The organism is Bacteroides sp. 224 (genome assembly GCF_010500995.1).
GTDB lineage: Bacteria > Bacteroidota > Bacteroidia > Bacteroidales > Bacteroidaceae > Bacteroides.
Genome location: NZ_QVMK01000020.1, coordinates 1 through 16964, shown reverse-complemented (window position 1 = coordinate 16964; position 16964 = coordinate 1). Strand labels below are relative to the sequence as shown.

Genomic DNA, 16964 nt, shown 5'->3' with positions numbered 1-16964 from the left:
AGGTACAAAGACACAGAGTTTATATTCTTTCTCTGTGTCTTTGTGACTCTATGTTCATTCTATATTATAGAGGAGATTGCTTTAGCCTGGTTTTTCCACGGCCGTAACAAGATTTTTCCACGGCCGCAACAAGATGTTAACGCGGCCGCAACAAGAATTTGCCACGGCCGTAACAAAACTTTGCCGCGGCCGTGGCAAAACCTGGCATAAGAAGCATCATAATATATGTGCTACAACCACGCGGCGAATGAATTTTATTCATTAGAACACTAATCCACTATAAAATAAATTATTGAAAAGGATTATTATAGAATTACTTTTAATATCTTAGCCGCATGAAACACTTATTTTTACTCCGTATATTTATTATAGGATTCTCCTTGTTTCCGGTTTTTGCAACATATACAAATGCCCAAAAGAATCATCATTTTAGTATTTCCGGTAAGATAGAAGGATTAATGCCGGGTGATACTTTATTATTCCAAAAAGTAATTCTTCCATTTAAAATGGATCAAGAAGAAATTGCTTTCGAAGTAATTGTGAATGAACCTGATACATTCTTCTACTCAGGAGAGCAACCACATACTCAGTACTATTTAATGGAATACAAACCTATTTCCGGAAAATATAAAGCAAGTTCAAGGAGAGCTTTGAGACTTATTATGGAAGAAGGAGATTATCAGTTGAAAGGGAATACCGATTATATATACTTTAGCGCAATCAGTGGTGGCTTCTACAACCACCCTTTGCTAAAAGAAGTGTTACATTTGGAAGATTCTCTGGGAATTATACGAGCAGGATATGGAAAGATTATTGATGAAGTAAGAGCGAATGGCGACACAGAAAAGGCTAAAGAATATACAGATAAGTTCAATCGTTTTCATCGCGATCACCAGGAATCCTATGCCATTATAAAGCAAAAAACAAAAGAATTAACTACAAACAATCCTTCTTCTCCCTGGGTTATTGTAGAGTATCTTCAAAGGGTTTCTAATGCTTCTCCGGAGGAAATGAAATCTGTTCTATCAAACATGAGCCAAGAGGCACAAGATAGTTATTATGGACAGATACTTAAAAAAGAAGTTGATATAATAGAAAGGCTTATGCCAGGCAACGAAGCACCTTTCTTTTCTGTTACCACCATTGATGGTAAGAAAATAACCTCTGATGATACCAAGGGTAAATACCTTCTTCTTTATCATTGGGGGCTTTGTCCGGGTTCTATTGCTATTGATAAAAAAGTCACTGCATTTTATGAAAAATACAAAGACCACTTTTCTCTTATTGGCATAACAGACAACATACAGATCATTCATAAATTGAATAAAGAGACAGCAGAGGATGATGAAATATTGGGAATGAAATTAAAACCCATTCTCGAAAACATGGTAACGCATCCTTGGTTCGACGTAGAAAGTACCGGAGATAACCATAAAATCACCGAAGATTTTGCCTTTGGAGGCTTACCTTATTTTGTTTTTATCTCACCGGAAGGAAAGATTCTTGCACGCGATTTCCAGAAGGCTTTTAACAAAGCACAAGAGATAATGAAATCTGAGTTTGGCAATTAGAGAAATTGCCTAAAAACAAACTTCAACCCCATGATACACAAACTGATACTGGAGCAAGACTACCCTGCTATGGTGCAATGGGCACGTACACTAACAGACGAAGAGAGAGCGCAATCACTGAATTATCTCCGAACGTTGGATATAGACACAATTGTAGATGTTCCTTTTCCCAAAGAGTATTCAAGAGAGTTTTATGATAGAAGGAATACACTAAACCACACAGTGAGATTAATGCGTATGTTTTGCATACGCAGTTATCAGGAATTGACTAAAGACATTTTTTCCGAATGGGATAAAACATACTCTGTGTTGCATGAATTATTTAGCTACAGCGTATATGCAACCAACGAAGCCAAAGAGGCTTTAATCAGTTATCTGAAAGAATTTCCGATCGATCAATTAGATAAAATCGTTGCATACTGGAAGAATCAACGCAGCAAGCAGATGGAGTTTCATCTTTTATGGAAACTCTACAAAGAAGGCTGGGTAGCATTTGAAGAAGAAACTTTTGTCAGGTCATTGTTTATTATTCCTATGTCTGGGCGCAGTGTGTGCAAAGATTTAGATTTTCTGGAACAACATCCGGAAGCAATAGACAAAGTGTTGATGCAATTCTATAAATACGAACTTCCGGTGCTGGATATATCCAACTGGGATGCTTACGGAAAATTTGTTAGCGAAAAATGTACCGGCTATTGGGACGAAATTTTCTACCAGCTACAAGAAAAAGGGCTGATAACCGACCGGACAATCATCCGCAACCTGCTGGAAACACTCAATCTGAACTGGAAGAAAGGGCACATCGATTGGCACATTCGCCTCATCAAACTATTTAAGCCTACCACCGACGAATACCTGAAGAATCAGGATGCGCTGTGGACTGCCCTCTTTGCTACCAACAATACAGTAAGCAATTACGTGATTCAAACCGTAAAAGACATCTATCAGCAGGAGGGGTTTGATGCAGAAGCCTTCTTACAAAGTGTTTCTCCTTTACTGCTGAAAGAGAAATGCGATAAAGGCATCTTGCTGGCATTAGATATTATTGAACAGTTACTGAATAAAAACGCCGGGTTACAACCCTATATATCTGTTGTAGCAGAAGCATTGGTACAACCCAACGCGAAAATACAAGTAAAAGCTGCCCGGCTATTGAAACGCTATGCCGAAGCATCCGCTTTAAAAAACCTGATAGAACCTTATCAAAGTACACTAAAAAAAGAGGCACGCGAAGAATTGCAGGTGGATGCAGTAGAAGAATTGCCGGAAGAAATTATTCCGGTGTTAGAACATACCCCCTTGCTTGTTCCGTCTACATGGGAGGATTTGCTGTTTCACTTAGGAAAAACCATGAAGTCGTTAACTCCGGCAGATGTCGACTTGTTCTACGAGGGGGTGATTCAACTGCAAGATCAACTGCCCGACGGCTGGCAAAATCAGTTAAAGCCTTATCTTAAACAAGCTGCCAAAGCAGACATCGAAAAGGGACTACTGGTATATCTTGACGAGTTTCTGCAGAACTGGGTTCAACCGGAAAAAACATACCGGCAACGAGCAAATTTTAACGATGAACGGAGAAAGCCCGATCCGTTTCTGCGCGACAGAAATAAATGGGTGCTCGCCAAATTGAACGGGAAGAGTAAACTCTCTTTGCTCTCCTCGCCCACTCACGCTCCTTTCTATATACATCCGGCAGCACTGCTCGAACGTCTGATGAATTATGAACAGCAGCAACACGAGGTTCATCTTACAGACCTCATCATTGCCTGCAACCGTTTGTTGCTCAACGAGCTTACCGAAAAACAGAAAGCCCAATCTCTTCTGCTCAAAGGCACTTATGCCCAAGCGGTTCAGTATTTGTTTGGGGCAGACACCGATATTGTTCCCAACGAAGAAACTCTTCCGCTTTGGACTCAGGTAGCTCGTACCAGAGATGTGAAAGGAACATTCAAAACATTCGAATCGACTACGGCAGGCAGCTATCCTACAGTAGTAAGCCCGTTTTGCGTCAGTCAGGAAGTAATACGCCGTTTCTCCGACGATCGTGAATGGCATTGGGATATGATTGTGTTGCAAGATAACTGGAACAACAACTATTGGGTTAAAGAAGAAGCCCATCACTATCCTTTCCCGTTCTTTTACACGGCATACAACAACGATGCACATATCACGGACATACGCTACTGCCTCTCTCTGATTCCCCATTACATCGATGCATTTATGGCGAAACTAACCCCTATTTACTCCGATGAATTTGATGCTTCGGACATCTTGCAATTTCTGATAGAGAATCAGCTAAAGATGCATCATAGCGGATGGATTTACATAGCCGCCTGTCTGGTGGCTCAACACAAAACCACTCGCTTGCTGGCTGCCGAATATCTAAACCTGATGACGGAACTGGAAGTAGCCGACAAAGAGTACTTTGCTGCTTGCTTAGCAAACTTGCTTAACAAGAAATTTGCCCCAATTAACCGTTTCATGGAGTATTTAGATCGCAGTGCATCGCCTAAAGTGCGAGAGTTGCAACGCTGCATTCTGGCCGAATGTATCCGCACTGCCGAAGATGGGAATTTGCCGGTAAACTTCAAAAAGCTAAAGGCAGCTTACGCTGAGTTGCTGGCAGGTAATTGTCTTCAAAAATAAAACAGTTCAAATATTAGGTCGGACCAAACACCGCAAAAGGTCCGACCTAAAGGAAGAAAAGGTCGGACCTAATACCTCGTTTGGTCCGACCTAATTTGATGGTAAGTTATCGGAATATTAGAAGCCCAACAGCTCCCTTGCATTATTCAATGCTGCTTCCGTCAGTTTGGCTCCACTCAACATGTGAGCAACTTCCGCCACTCTTTCTTCATCATTCAATCGGCGGATATGGCTATTGGTTTCCGTATCATTATCTTGTTTGTAAACCAGATAATGAGCGCGTCCGCGAGCAGCAATTTGTGGTAAGTGTGTTATACTTATCACCTGACGGTTTTGTTCGCCCATTTCCTGCATAATATCCGCCATACGATCTGCAATCTCACCGGATACCCCTGTGTCGATTTCATCAAATACGATAGTAGGTAGTTTTACGGCTCCTGCAATCATGGCTTTTAGAGAAAGCATCACACGGGCTATTTCACCACCCGATGCGACAGATGATATAGGTTGTAAGGCTCCGTTTTTGTTGGCGGAAAATAAGAAGTTCACCGTATCCTCACCAAACATTCCGGGCTCTTTGCGTTTTGCCATTTCAACTGCAAAGCGAATATTGGGCATTCCTAATGGAATCAAGTGATTCACCATTTGTTTCTCCATCTCACGAGCGGCTTTCGTTCGTTTTTTGGTTAATAGATCGGCGTGTTTCTTTACCTCCTGATATATTTTATCTTTTTGAATGTTTAATTGAGATATTTGCTCGTCATAAGAAGTAATGGCGGCTAAACGGGAACTATAATCAGTAGCAATTCCTATTAATTCTTCCACAGTTTGCACCTTGTGCTTTTGTTGAAGAGAGTAAATCAGATTAAGACGTTCATTGACTTCATCCAAACGATTTGGATTAAACTCTATCGCTTCCATTCTGCCAGCCAACTCCTGCGCAATGTCTTTCAGTTCGATGTAAACAGATTCCATACGTTCTGATAACTCCCCGGCAGGTGAATATACTTTTTGAACTCCCTGCAAAACATTCAAACTATCTTTTAACATGGAGATTACACCACCCTCATCTGAGTATAAAGTCTGATCTACTTTATATAGACCTACCTTTATTTCTTCCGCATGCGATAAGGTTTCTGCTTCCTGTTCCAGTTCTTCCTGTTCTCCTGCTTTAAGTTTGGCTTCTTCCAGTTGCTCTAACTGAAAACGAATATAATCTTCATCTGTTTTACTTTGAGATGCTTTTTCAATCAGTTCTTTGACCTCTTTTTCAATGCTCTTCCACTCTGCGTACACCTTTTGGTAAACGCTCAGTTGTTCGTTATTAAAGGCCAACACATCGAGTACCCCCAATTGATAGTCTTCTTTATTCAGCAATAAGTTTTGATGCTGAGAATGAACATCAATTAATTGCTCACCCAATTCCTTCATCTGAACCAAGGATACAGGAGTATCATTAATGAATGCACGACTTTTACCGGAAGCGTATACTTCTCTGCGTAAGATGCATTCATCTTCATATTCCAACTCATTTTCGGCAAAGAGTGATTGCATTTGATATTCGGAGACATCAAAACGTGCTTCAATAATACATTTAGGTGCACCCTGGCGAATAGCCTTTACATCGGCACGCTGACCTAACAAAAGCCCAATGGCTCCTAAAATAATAGATTTACCCGCACCTGTTTCGCCTGTAATCACAGAAAAACCTGTTTCAAAACGAATATCTAATTTCTCAATAAGAGCGTAGTTTTGTATATATAACGAACGTAACATGGAAATTCTTTTAAAAGAGTTTCAATAGATAATCAATAATATCTTTAGCAACTTCTGCTTTGGGCTTTAACTCATACCCGGTATGTCCGTCATGATCAATAATGGTAATCTTATTGGTATCATGACGAAAACCTGCTCCTTCATCATTCAAGGAGTTAAGAACAATAAAATCGAGATTCTTACGTATCAATTTGCTCTGGGCATTTTGAGTTTCATCATTAGTTTCGAGGGCAAAACCCACTAATAACTGATTCTCCTTTTTCATTTTTCCCAAAGCGGCGGCAATGTCGTGAGTAGGTTTTAATCTGATCACTAAATCGTCTTCGCCACGTTTTACTTTCTTATCGGCTACTGTTTCCGGAGTAAAGTCTGCCACAGCAGCGCAAAGGATTGCTGCATCCATCGAAGGATAATTCTCTATAGAGGCTTCGTACATTTCTGTTGCCGATTCTACATCAATTCGCCGAATATGGGTATGAGAAATCGGTTGTTTCACCGGGCCACAGATCAATGTTACCTCGGCTCCACGTTTCGCACATTCCTCGGCAAGAGCAAATCCCATTTTCCCGGAAGAATAGTTACCGATAAAACGTACCGGATCTATTTTCTCGTAGGTAGGTCCTGCTGTTATCATGATCTTCTTGCCAGATAAATCTCCGTAGTTTGCAAAAAACTGTTCAAGTACCTGAATGATGTTTTCGGGTTCTTCCATTCGTCCTTTACCTACCAGATGGCTGGCAAGTTCTCCCGATGCAGGCTCTATAATATGATTACCATACGAACGAAGTATATCTAAATTCTTTTGTGTAGCCGGATGGGCAAACATATCCAGGTCCATAGCCGGTGCCACAAACACAGGTGCTTTGGCCGAAAGGTAGGTAGTTATCAGCATATTATCTGCCACTCCATTTGCCATCTTACCAATAGTGGCGGCAGTAGCCGGAGCAATCAACATAATATCTGCCCAAAGGCCAAGGTCTACATGGCTATTCCATGTACCGTCTCGTTGAGCAAAAAACTCACTGATAACCGGTTTGCTTGTAAGTGCCGATAAAGTAATAGGAGTAATAAATTCTTTCCCGGCAGGGGTAATAACAACTTGTACTTCGGCTCCTTTTTTAATTAATCCACGTATAATGTAACAAGCTTTATAAGCAGCAATACTGCCGGTAATGCCCAATACGATCTTTTTCCCTTTTAACATAGTAAATATTTTATTTACCGGTAAGCTCTCTCAAACGTATTTTTGTTAGCATGGCTTTGGTGTTCAGTGTAAAATCATTGCCCATCATCCAGCCATAATAACCTTGGTCTTTCTTTAATACCTCTGCTACCGGCATTCCTTTGTATTTTCCAAAATTAAAGATTTCCACGCCGTTATCATCATAGATCATGCGTCCGGCAAAATCCACGTTTTTATTGAAGCTCGAAAATTCAGCAAGAAAAGCCATATCGTTTTGTAAGTCTTCGGGATAACGATCGAGTTGAGATTTCAACACTTCATAAGTAGCACGTGTATCTGCCTCTGCTGTATGAGCATCTTCCAGACATTTATTGCAATAAAACTTATAAGCAGCAGAAAGCGTACGTTGCTCCATTTTATGGAAAATTACCTGTACATCGATAAACTTACGACGAGTCATATCAATATCTACTCCTGCACGCAAAAACTCTTCGGCCAATACCGGAATATCAAAACGATTGGAATTAAAACCGGCAAGGTCACTTCCTTCAATATCTTTAGCTACATTTTTGGCTACTTCCTTAAATGTCGGACAATCTTTCACATCCTCATCATAGATGCCATGTATTAACGAAGATTCTTCCGGGATATGCATTTCCGGATTAATACGCATGGTTTTAGATTCTTCATTACCATTAGGATATACTTTCAGGTAGCTAATTTCTACAATACGATCGGTATTGATATTTATGCCTGTGGTTTCAAGATCAAAAAAGACAAGAGGATTTTTCAGATTAAGCTTCATTGGAATAAGAGTTGAGAGTTGAGAGTTGAGAGTTGAGAGTTGAGAGTGATTCCATACGGCATCGTTAACTCTCAACTCTCAACTTTCAACTCTCAACTAATTAATCATTCAGCATCATTGGCATCAGCAGCATCAGGATATCTTCGTTTTCTTCCTGTGTAACCGGAAGAATTACTCCTGCGCGAGACGGATCGGCCAATTCTATAATAATTTCTTCTGATGATATATTATTTAATATGTCAATAAGGAAAGTCGATTTAAACCCAATGCTCATAGGAGTTCCTGCATATTGGCATACTTGTGTTTCCTCGGCCGATGTAGAAAAGTCGATATCTTGTGCAGATACAACAATCAGGTTCTCATCCATCTTTAACTTTATCAAACTGCTTGATTGAGAAGAGAATATAGATACACGACGCAAAGCACCGATCAACATCTGACGGTCGACAGTTACTTTATGAGGGTTATTTTGCGGAATTACAGAATTATAGTTTGGATAGCGTCCTTCGATTAAACGACAAACCATGCGATATCTTTCCATAGTAAATACGGCATTTCTTTCGTCAAACTCAATGGTCACCTGTCCGTGTTCTTTGGGCAATAAACTTTTCAGCATATTGGCCGGTTTTTTAGGCAGAATAAACGCTGCACGTTCACTTCCTTTGGCAGCCAGCGTTTTGCAACGCACTAATTTATGACCATCCGAAGCCACCATAGTAATATCCTCAGTAGTAATATCGAAATAAACTCCATTCATTACCGGGCGTAGTTCATCATCGGCCGTTGCAAATAAAGCACGGTTAATTCCGCTGAGCATAATGCTTGCTTCCATTTCCAAACGTACTGCATCTTCTTTTAATACAGCCGGTGTTGGATATTCATCTGCATTTTGTCCCATCAAACTATACTGACCATTCTGATACTTCACAGTAATAGCCAATGTCTGAAGATCTATTTCAAAAGTAATGGGTTGTTCGGGTATTTCTTTCAATGCATCCAATAATGTTTTGGCTACCACAGCAAACCGTCCGTTTGTATCACTTTCGCTCACTTCAACAGCAGTAACCATTGTTGTTTCCGTATCGGATACGGTAATTGACAACCTGCTATTTTCGAGATCAAAAAGGAAACAATCTAAAATAGGTAGTGTGTTTTTTGAATTGATAACGCGGCTTACAGCCTGCAGATGACTGAATAGTGCTGTACTCGAAACAATAAACTTCATATATTTTTAGTTTTTAAAATTTTAATCCTCCACCCCACATTTTTATATGTCGGATGCGGACAAAGTTACAAAAATAATTGTAACTTCGCCCCACAATAACAAAAATTACAGAACATGGATTTTAGCGGAAAAATAATCGCAGTACTTACTCCGAAAAGCGGAGTTGCCAAAGCCACCGGAAACGAGTGGAAAGCTCAGGAATATGTAATCGAAAACCACGACCAATACCCCAAGAAAATGTGTTTCGAGGTGTTTGGCGCTGAAAAAATAGAACAGTTCAACATTCAAATGGGTGAAGAACTAAACGTTTCTTTTGATATTGATGCCCGCCAATGGAACGACAGATGGTTTAACAGTATCCGGGCATGGAAAGTAGAGCGTGTAGCTGCAGGTGCTACAATGGGTGCTCCGGCTCAAGGTGCTCCTGTTCCTCCTCCATTCCCAACAGCGGCTCCGGAATTTACTCCGGGCGATGTTAAAGATGATCTTCCTTTCTAATTTGAAATAAAAAAGATTGCATATATAAAGGTATAGCTAATAGAGTTATACCTTTTTTTATTCCCTTACTCCTTTATATATAAGCACAATATTGGGATAGATCACACCATCTGTACAGATAATCTGAGTAGATAATAAAAAGTGTCGGAAGAACTCTTTGTGCCGAAAAAAGAACTCAGGCATAAATTGCATATATTCAGCCGGTTGAGAAAAAACATCTTCCAAATCTGCCATCATAATAAAATTATAAGAATGGGATAAAGAAGAAGTACTTTCCTGATACAGTGGATTATGATCTACCATAATATCGCCTTTCTCCATAGCAGACATATAAGAGTTCAAACTTATACTATCGGCTGCCATAATTAATCTGCCGTCATAAAATTCACTGCAAACCGAAGAAGCCAAAGAAGTCACCCCGGTAAGAGTAACAAAAGTATTATTTATACGCTCGGGAGCCGTAGCCATTAAAGCGGAAAATGACCGACGGGCATTCATTTCATCTTTCACTGGTATAGACACAATCACACTGGGTTTTTCTACAGAATCTTCCGCATGAAAAAAACAGGTTACTAAAGATGATTCGGTGGGTATAAAATCAAAGAGTGGCTGCAAATCAGAAGCAGAACGTTTACTAAACAGAAAAGTAGAAGCCGGGAGTATATCTCCGGGAAACCTTTCTACAGGTGTCTGATAGCGAAGCTTATTCGTAAAAGAATGGCATGTATCGGTTTTATCGGCTTCATAACTCACTCCCGAAAAATACAAGGCATGCGTATTCATCTGTGTACTGAACTCCGTCCAGGTGTCGAATATCGAATCGGCTTTCATATAAATATTGGCAGGAAGCACAGCTCCACGGTTTGAGGAACGCACTTGCTGAAATGCCGAATCATTCAGAATTGATCTTTTATCTACCAAAGCATCTATCACTTCTTCTATCAATCGTTTTTCGGAACTCAAAGCCATATATCCCGGTCCAAAATAACAAGCCAGAAAAGAATCATCAACCAATGGATAGATCTTGATTTCTTCTCCTTTATATTCAAATTGTTTAGCCGTAAACATGCTGGCACAATGCTTTTGTATAAACCGATCAATAAAATCGCGATCTCCACTTCCCAACCTTGAATAAAATACCTGATTATTCATATTATCAGGTTCATGAAAGCTGATAAGCATTTTACTCATTTGCCTGCTTAGCCCATGAGGTGTTTCATCTAATAAGGTATTAATATGTGCTTTGAGGTGACTGAACATTTGAGAGAAATATAAAAAATGCCCATCTTTACTACACTGTAATTCATTGATTCCTTGCATCAACTGAACCACATCATCTGTATCTATCACTGCTAAAGCAGTGGGCGGAACAAGGGTATAAAGGTCAAAATCTTCGCTTTTTTCCGTATCATTTATTTCAAAATACCAAGATGCCACAAACCCCACACATAGGAGCATGACACAAGTTATAACTGCGGTTCTTAGTATTAAACGAAGTTTCATAAATTATCCCTTTCACCTTTTAGTGCAAAAATAATAAATTCTGCAAATAAAAGTGAATTTTACCGCAATTATTTCATTTAATTGCAAACAATTTCTAATCCATCATAAGTAAGAGATACATTTTGAGGGAGAATCTTATCTACATCAATATGCAACCCTATATGATGACTCATGTGTATCAGGTACGTTTTTGCTGCTCCTATACGCTCTGCATTACACAAAGCATCTCCCAATGTTTGATGAGATATATGAGATTCTATACGAAGCGCATTCAGGATAAGTACATCCAAATCTTTCAATAAATCAAAAGATTCCTCCGGCATAGTCAACATATCTGTGATATAGGCTATATTACCTATACGATATCCTACAATGGGAAGCTTTCCATGCATCACACGAAAAGGAATAATCTCAGTTTGATTCACCCGGAAAGGTTGATTTACAGTTAGTTCGAATAAAGAGATATCGGGCACGCCCGGATATTTATTTTCTGCAAAGCAGTAAGGCATACGAAGACGAAGAGCGTCAGCTGTATACCCTTCGGCATATATGGGTACTTCGCCAAACCGACAAAAGGGACGCAAATCATCCAATCCTCCCACATGGTCGTAATGTTCGTGGGTAACTAAAACAGCATCTATTTTACCGAAAGGAGTATGAAGCATCTGCTCCCTGAAATCGGGTCCACAATCCATTAATAAAGTTACATCATCTGTTTGAATCAAAGCTGATGCACGCAATCGTTTGTCGTAAGGATTGTCAGAGGTACAAACCGGACAAGTACAACCTATTTCCGGAACTCCGGTTGAAGTTCCACTGCCTAATATTTTAATTTTCATTTAAGAAACGAACTTAACTTCTGGATTAATATCAACGCCAAACTTTTCTCTGACAGATGCACGTACAGCATTGGATAAGGATATCACATCCTCTCCGGAGGCTCCTCCCCTGTTTACCAATACCAACGCTTGCTTCTCGTACATAGCTACCGGACCCAATGCTTTTCCTTTCCAACCGCATTGTTCAATCATCCAGGCTGCGGGAATCTTTATGGTATGAGAATCTACTTCATAAAATGGCATCTGCGGATATATTTCCTTCAATTCTTCAAATTTATTCCTATCTACCATCGGATTCATAAAAAAGCTGCCGGCATTACCTAACACAGCAGGATCGGGCAATTTAGCAGAACGAATAGCAAAGATAGCTTTGCGAACGGCTGCCAAAGTTACTTCCGGATACTTCTTTAATTCTTCGCGAATTGCTCCGTATTCTAATTTATAAACCGGCTTCTTATTTAATATAAAAGAGATACGGGTTACAAACCATCCCTTCATTTCGGGTTTCTTAAATATACTGTGACGATAACTGAATTGACAATCAGAAGCAGAAAAGACAGCTTTTTCTCCTTTTACAGAGAGTAGTTCTACCTCTTTAATTATATCTTTGGCTTCTACACCATACGCTCCTACATTTTGAACAGCACTTGCTCCTACTTCTCCCGGAATATTAGAAAGATTTTCGGCTCCATACCATTCGTTTTCTACACAGCATGCTACAAAATCATCCCATACAATTCCGGAACCAACTCTTAGGGTTACAGTATCTTCTGTTTCTTCAATCTTAGTTATTTCTTTGATGCAGGAATGTAGAACAAGCCCTTCATAATCTTTGGTAAAAAGTAAATTGCTACCGCCACCAATGTGTATATAGGGTTCTTTTACTGTACCTTTATGTATGATTTGCTGCAACTCTTCTACAGAATCATATTCTATAAAATGGGCGGCTTTTATGTCTATTCCAAAGGTATTATGCGAGAGTAGTGAGTAATTTTCGTATTCACGTATCATGATGTTGTTTCTTTATTCGTTAATTCCCAAAATCCTCAAATTTATACAACTCCCATTTTCCGTTCTTTTTGCGGAAGAAGAAAGTATTGATAAACCCATTCCCCACCCCTTTCAGTTGCACTATTTTAGTGGATGATTCGTCTTTATCTTCCTGACCATAGCTAATATTAGTCAACCATTCCTGGGGCAACTCGGGTTTAAAGGCAAACCATTGGTTTATATCAAGAGAGGTTTCCAGAACTGCAAAATCATCATCCGGATCGGTAGTAACGAAAGCAAGCGGATCACAGATATGCTTTACCTGAAAAGCACTATCTGCCGCAAATTGCCGATAGAACTCAAGGAATTTATTTCTTTTTTCATTGATAACAGCATGCTGGTTTACTGCCTCGAGCATCCATCTGCCATCTATTTTCTCGAAATAGTATTTCTTTGTGGAGAAGTCTTTCAGAAACATCCATTCTACCTGAGCGGAATTCACTGATGTATCTCCCAAGAGATCAAGCTCCTCCTCTTCGTCCAGCAAAATGGTATAATAGTTTTCTGAAAGAAAAAGACTATCATGACTCCATTCTGAAACTTCCACTTTAAGCGGAGTATCTTCTTTATAATAAGGAAGAGGAAATATAACGCGTTTTTTTTGTAATACAGTATCCTGCGCAAAAGAGAAAATAAAATCATCGAAATACTCATTGACAGGCGGCAGGATTTCCTCTGCAGGTATAACTTCTTCTGCTGAATCAACATTTGCAACACCTGCCACCGAGCCTGTATCGACATTAAGTATTGTCTCTACAACAGGTTCAACAGAGGTTGGTTGGTTCTTTTTCTTGTTTTCGCAAGCTACACAAAAAAGAACAGCAAATATAATCAGAAGTAATTTGCGCATTTAATTACATCATAAACTTTAGGGGAGCAAAGTTAAGCATTTTTTTTTCGGTTTAACAGCTAAAAGATATTGTTTATTCCGATAAAAATAATGTCCTTTGCACCATAACTTTAAAACAAATAGTCACTATGTATGGTAAAATGAAAGAATTTCTAAGCAATACGCTTACAGAAATTAAAGAAGCAGGCTTATATAAAGAAGAAAGATTAATAGAAAGCCCCCAACAAGCAGCCATCACTGTAAAAGGAAAAAAAGTACTTAACTTTTGTGCTAATAATTATCTGGGACTCTCTAACCACCCCCGTCTTATTGAGGCTTCGCAAAAAATGATGGATAAAAGAGGGTATGGTATGTCATCCGTACGTTTCATCTGCGGAACACAAGATATTCATAAAGAACTGGAAGCAGCTATTTCCGATTACTTCAAAACCGAAGACACCATCTTATACGCAGCTTGTTTTGATGCAAATGGTGGAGTATTCGAACCACTTTTCAGCGAAGAAGATGCCATTATCTCCGATTCATTAAACCACGCTTCCATTATTGACGGTGTACGCCTTTGTAAAGCCAAACGATACAGATATGCCAACGCAAACATGGAGGAACTCGAAAAGTGTTTGCAAGAAGCACAATCTCAACGTTTCCGCATTGTTGTAACAGATGGTGTATTCTCTATGGATGGCAATGTGGCTCCTATGGATAAAATCTGCGACTTAGCCGAAAAATACGATGCATTGGTAATGGTGGACGAATCACACTCTGCCGGCGTTGTAGGAAAAACCGGACATGGAGTTAGTGAATTATATGATACCTACAGCCGTGTAGATATATACACCGGAACACTTGGTAAAGCATTCGGAGGAGCTTTAGGAGGTTTCACCACCGGGCGCAAAGAAATTATTGACTTGCTACGCCAGCGAAGCCGTCCTTATCTATTCTCTAATTCTTTAGCTCCCGGAATTATAGGTGCAAGTATCGAAGTATTCCGTATGCTGAAAGAAAGCAGTGAGCTTCATGATAAGTTGGTAGAAAATGTAACTTATTTCAAGGATAAAATGCTTGCCGCCGGATTTGACATTAAACCAACTCAAAGTGCCATCTGTGCAGTTATGTTATATGATGCCAAATTATCGCAGGAATTTGCTGCTAAAATGCAAGAGGAAGGAATATACGTCACCGGTTTCTACTACCCGGTAGTGCCTAAAGGAGAAGCTCGTATACGTGTTCAACTCTCTGCCGGACATGAAAGGAGCCACCTGGATCAATGTATTGAAGCCTTTATTAAAGTAGGTAAAGAATTGAATGTAATTAAATAAAAAGAAATGTGATGGAAGAACTAACCCTCACCACACCTGCGCTACTGTTCTCGGCAGTATCTCTTATATTGTTGGCGTACACCAATCGGTTTCTGTCGTATGCCCAACTTGTACGCTCGTTAAAAGACAGATATGTGCAGGATCCTTCTGATATTAACATGGCGCAAATAATGAACCTGCGGCAACGACTTTATTTAACCCGTACCATGCAGGTTTTAGGAATAGGCAGTTTGTTTTTATGCGTAGTTACCATGTTCTTCATATATATAGGGTTACAGTTGTTATCTGTTTATATATTCGGAGTGGCACTTGTTCTTCTTATTGCTTCTTTGGGGCTTTCCATTTGGGAAATACAAATATCGACCAAAGCCCTCGACATTTACCTCGGTAATTTAGAAAATAAAATCAACAAATAGCAAGAAAGCCGGTTCCAGAAGGAATCGGCTTTCTTTTAATTTCATTTTGAATAGTTGCTTACTTCTTAGAAGCTTCCAAAGATGCTTTTCTAAATTCTTTCATCAATTTTTCGATATCCAATGAAGCTTTACGAGCACGAGTACCGGCAGCTTTGTTACCATTTTCAATCTGAGCACTTGCGTCTTTATTAAAAGCAGCAGCTAATTCATTTACTTTCTCAACTAGTTCTTTCATGATGATTTTATTATTAGAGTTAATAATGATGCGGCAAAAATACACTCTTTCCTGAAATACGCATAAAAAAACGCTCATTTTTTTCTTCAAAAAATTGGAAATAGCCGAATAAAGCAACTTTTTTCACTTTTTTATCTACTTTTGTCGCCATGAAAGAGCTTACGAACACCGATTATATACATTTATTGATTGCAGAAGGTGAACATCAAAAGCAAGATTTCAAATTCGAAATTTCAGATGCAAGGAAAATAGCGAGAACGATTTCTGCTTTTGCAAACACAGATGGAGGCCGATTATTAATTGGAGTAAAAGACAACGGAAAAATAGCGGGAGTGCGTTCCGAAGAGGAAATATATATGATTGAAGCTGCTGCTCAAATGTATTGTTCTCCCCAAGTAGATTATTCATCTTACACATACCGGGTAGAAGGGAAACAAGTACTTCTTGTGCAAATCGAAAGTAAAAAAAGCAAACCCATATATGCAAAGAATGAGGAAGGAAAACTACTGGCTTATGTACGTATAAAAGATGAGAATATATTAGCCACTCCGGTTCACTTGCGTATATGGCAACAGGATAAGAGTTCGAATGGAGAACTGATTACTTTTACCGAACGAGAACAGTTATTACTTAAATTATTAGAAGCAGAAATTCCACTCTCACTGAACAAGTATTGCAGAAAAGCCGGAATATCTCGCAGAGCCGCCGAACATTTGCTTGCCAAATTTATTCGTTTTGATATTGTTGAAATGGTGTTTAAGGATCATAAATTCTTGTTCAAACTAAAGTAAAACCATACTCAGCATTAGCTTGGATTATTCATACTCGATTCTCATTTTTCTCAGCAGCTTGAGAATATTTTCTCAACGGCTTGAGAACAAATACTTAAGGGCTTGAGAATAAATACTCAAAGGCTTAAGAATAAATACTCAAGCCGGTAAGAGTTAGCTTCAGCTGTATGTTAACGTTTTTAGTTGACTACTTTCAGTCTTATTAATAGAATTGGTTGCCTCGGTTTATACTTAGTTATAAACTAGGTTGACCTTTTTCA

The 16964-nt window shown here is 39.3% G+C and carries 16 protein-coding genes; 6 read left to right on the top strand and 10 right to left on the bottom strand.

What is annotated here, in order from left to right; all coding sequences use genetic code 11:
- The first annotated feature begins 335 nt into the window (after positions 1 to 335).
- Both D0T60_RS10895 and D0T60_RS10890 read left to right on the top strand, forming a co-directional pair.
- Entirely contained in the window at positions 336 to 1571 is a 1236-nt protein-coding gene (locus tag D0T60_RS10895) for a redoxin domain-containing protein (protein ID WP_163218219.1), read from the top strand.
- A 30-nt stretch (positions 1572 to 1601) separates the two neighbouring features.
- Positions 1602 to 4217 carry a DUF6493 family protein gene (locus D0T60_RS10890; protein WP_163218218.1) on the top strand — a complete coding sequence of 872 codons (2616 nt, stop codon included), beginning with the start codon at positions 1602 to 1604 and terminating at the stop codon, positions 4215 to 4217.
- 117 nt (positions 4218 to 4334) lie between these two features.
- Here D0T60_RS10890 and recN read toward each other — a convergent pair whose 3' ends face one another.
- The 4 genes from recN to dnaN form a co-directional block, all read right to left on the bottom strand.
- Complete coding sequence (recN, locus tag D0T60_RS10885; RefSeq protein WP_163218217.1) at positions 4335 to 5993, bottom strand: DNA repair protein RecN; 1659 nt, start codon at positions 5991 to 5993, stop codon at positions 4335 to 4337.
- Positions 5994 to 6003: 10 nt separating this feature from the next.
- Positions 6004 to 7197, bottom strand: a complete 1194-nt coding sequence (coaBC, locus tag D0T60_RS10880) for a bifunctional phosphopantothenoylcysteine decarboxylase/phosphopantothenate--cysteine ligase CoaBC (RefSeq protein WP_163218216.1) — start codon at positions 7195 to 7197, stop codon at positions 6004 to 6006.
- 10 nt (positions 7198 to 7207) lie between these two features.
- Complete coding sequence (locus D0T60_RS10875; RefSeq protein ID WP_163218215.1) at positions 7208 to 7981, bottom strand: 3'-5' exonuclease; 774 nt, start codon at positions 7979 to 7981, stop codon at positions 7208 to 7210.
- 100 nt (positions 7982 to 8081) lie between these two features.
- Positions 8082 to 9206 carry a DNA polymerase III subunit beta gene (dnaN, locus tag D0T60_RS10870; RefSeq protein WP_163218214.1) on the bottom strand — a complete coding sequence of 375 codons (1125 nt, stop codon included), beginning with the start codon at positions 9204 to 9206 and terminating at the stop codon, positions 8082 to 8084.
- Between the two features lie 114 nt (positions 9207 to 9320).
- Here dnaN and D0T60_RS10865 point away from each other — a divergent pair, with 114 nt between their 5' ends.
- Positions 9321 to 9704: a DUF3127 domain-containing protein gene (locus D0T60_RS10865; RefSeq protein WP_163218213.1), complete on the top strand. Its 384-nt coding sequence runs from the start codon at positions 9321 to 9323 to the stop codon at positions 9702 to 9704.
- A 57-nt stretch (positions 9705 to 9761) separates the two neighbouring features.
- Here D0T60_RS10865 and D0T60_RS10860 read toward each other — a convergent pair whose 3' ends face one another.
- From D0T60_RS10860 to D0T60_RS10845, 4 genes are all read right to left on the bottom strand, one after another.
- Positions 9762 to 11207 (bottom strand): DUF3352 domain-containing protein, encoded by a 1446-nt coding sequence (locus D0T60_RS10860; RefSeq protein ID WP_163218212.1) that lies wholly within the window; start codon positions 11205 to 11207, stop codon positions 9762 to 9764.
- A 77-nt stretch (positions 11208 to 11284) separates the two neighbouring features.
- On the bottom strand, positions 11285 to 12046 hold the full coding sequence (locus D0T60_RS10855; protein ID WP_163218211.1) for an MBL fold metallo-hydrolase: 762 nt from the start codon (positions 12044 to 12046) through the stop codon (positions 11285 to 11287).
- Positions 12047 to 13057 (bottom strand): UDP-N-acetylmuramate dehydrogenase, encoded by a 1011-nt coding sequence (murB, locus tag D0T60_RS10850; RefSeq protein WP_163218210.1) that lies wholly within the window; start codon positions 13055 to 13057, stop codon positions 12047 to 12049.
- 19 nt (positions 13058 to 13076) lie between these two features.
- Positions 13077 to 13946: a DUF4348 domain-containing protein gene (locus D0T60_RS10845; protein WP_163218209.1), complete on the bottom strand. Its 870-nt coding sequence runs from the start codon at positions 13944 to 13946 to the stop codon at positions 13077 to 13079.
- A gap of 128 nt (positions 13947 to 14074) precedes the next feature.
- Between D0T60_RS10845 and kbl the strand changes: the two genes are divergently transcribed.
- Entirely contained in the window at positions 14075 to 15262 is a 1188-nt protein-coding gene (gene kbl, locus D0T60_RS10840; RefSeq protein WP_163218208.1) for a glycine C-acetyltransferase, read from the top strand.
- Between the two features lie 11 nt (positions 15263 to 15273).
- Complete coding sequence (locus D0T60_RS10835) at positions 15274 to 15678, top strand: DUF2721 domain-containing protein (protein ID WP_163218207.1); 405 nt, start codon at positions 15274 to 15276, stop codon at positions 15676 to 15678.
- Positions 15679 to 15736: 58 nt separating this feature from the next.
- Here the strand turns inward: D0T60_RS10835 and D0T60_RS10830 are convergent, their stop codons facing one another.
- Together D0T60_RS10830 and D0T60_RS18945 are read right to left on the bottom strand one after the other, a co-directional pair.
- Positions 15737 to 15913, bottom strand: a complete 177-nt coding sequence (locus D0T60_RS10830; protein ID WP_163218206.1) for a histone H1 — start codon at positions 15911 to 15913, stop codon at positions 15737 to 15739.
- Between the two features lie 19 nt (positions 15914 to 15932).
- Positions 15933 to 16064 carry a hypothetical protein gene (locus tag D0T60_RS18945; RefSeq protein WP_255491670.1) on the bottom strand — a complete coding sequence of 44 codons (132 nt, stop codon included), beginning with the start codon at positions 16062 to 16064 and terminating at the stop codon, positions 15933 to 15935.
- On the opposite strand from D0T60_RS18945, the gene D0T60_RS10825 reads away from it, so the two are divergent.
- Entirely contained in the window at positions 16063 to 16704 is a 642-nt protein-coding gene (locus D0T60_RS10825) for a helix-turn-helix domain-containing protein (RefSeq protein ID WP_163218205.1), read from the top strand. The two genes, D0T60_RS18945 and D0T60_RS10825, sit on opposite strands and share 2 nt — an antisense overlap.
- Positions 16705 to 16964: the final 260 nt, after the last annotated feature.

What these genes read in the sequence shown, in the direction of transcription:
- D0T60_RS10895 (WP_163218219.1), top strand. Translation starts at nt 336, where the DNA reads ATGAAACACTTATTTTTACTCCGTATATTTATTATAGGATTCTCCTTG.
- D0T60_RS10890 (WP_163218218.1), top strand. Translation starts at nt 1,602, where the DNA reads ATGATACACAAACTGATACTGGAGCAAGACTACCCTGCTATGGTGCAA.
- recN (WP_163218217.1), bottom strand. Translation starts at nt 5,993, where the DNA reads ATGTTACGTTCGTTATATATACAAAACTACGCTCTTATTGAGAAATTA.
- coaBC (WP_163218216.1), bottom strand. Translation starts at nt 7,197, where the DNA reads ATGTTAAAAGGGAAAAAGATCGTATTGGGCATTACCGGCAGTATTGCT.
- D0T60_RS10875 (WP_163218215.1), bottom strand. Translation starts at nt 7,981, where the DNA reads ATGAAGCTTAATCTGAAAAATCCTCTTGTCTTTTTTGATCTTGAAACC.
- dnaN (WP_163218214.1), bottom strand. Translation starts at nt 9,206, where the DNA reads ATGAAGTTTATTGTTTCGAGTACAGCACTATTCAGTCATCTGCAGGCT.
- D0T60_RS10865 (WP_163218213.1), top strand. Translation starts at nt 9,321, where the DNA reads ATGGATTTTAGCGGAAAAATAATCGCAGTACTTACTCCGAAAAGCGGA.
- D0T60_RS10860 (WP_163218212.1), bottom strand. Translation starts at nt 11,207, where the DNA reads ATGAAACTTCGTTTAATACTAAGAACCGCAGTTATAACTTGTGTCATG.
- D0T60_RS10855 (WP_163218211.1), bottom strand. Translation starts at nt 12,046, where the DNA reads ATGAAAATTAAAATATTAGGCAGTGGAACTTCAACCGGAGTTCCGGAA.
- murB (WP_163218210.1), bottom strand. Translation starts at nt 13,057, where the DNA reads ATGATACGTGAATACGAAAATTACTCACTACTCTCGCATAATACCTTT.
- D0T60_RS10845 (WP_163218209.1), bottom strand. Translation starts at nt 13,946, where the DNA reads ATGCGCAAATTACTTCTGATTATATTTGCTGTTCTTTTTTGTGTAGCT.
- kbl (WP_163218208.1), top strand. Translation starts at nt 14,075, where the DNA reads ATGTATGGTAAAATGAAAGAATTTCTAAGCAATACGCTTACAGAAATT.
- D0T60_RS10835 (WP_163218207.1), top strand. Translation starts at nt 15,274, where the DNA reads ATGGAAGAACTAACCCTCACCACACCTGCGCTACTGTTCTCGGCAGTA.
- D0T60_RS10830 (WP_163218206.1), bottom strand. Translation starts at nt 15,913, where the DNA reads ATGAAAGAACTAGTTGAGAAAGTAAATGAATTAGCTGCTGCTTTTAAT.
- D0T60_RS10825 (WP_163218205.1), top strand. Translation starts at nt 16,063, where the DNA reads ATGAAAGAGCTTACGAACACCGATTATATACATTTATTGATTGCAGAA.
- D0T60_RS18945 (WP_255491670.1), bottom strand. Translation starts at nt 16,064, where the DNA reads ATGGCGACAAAAGTAGATAAAAAAGTGAAAAAAGTTGCTTTATTCGGC.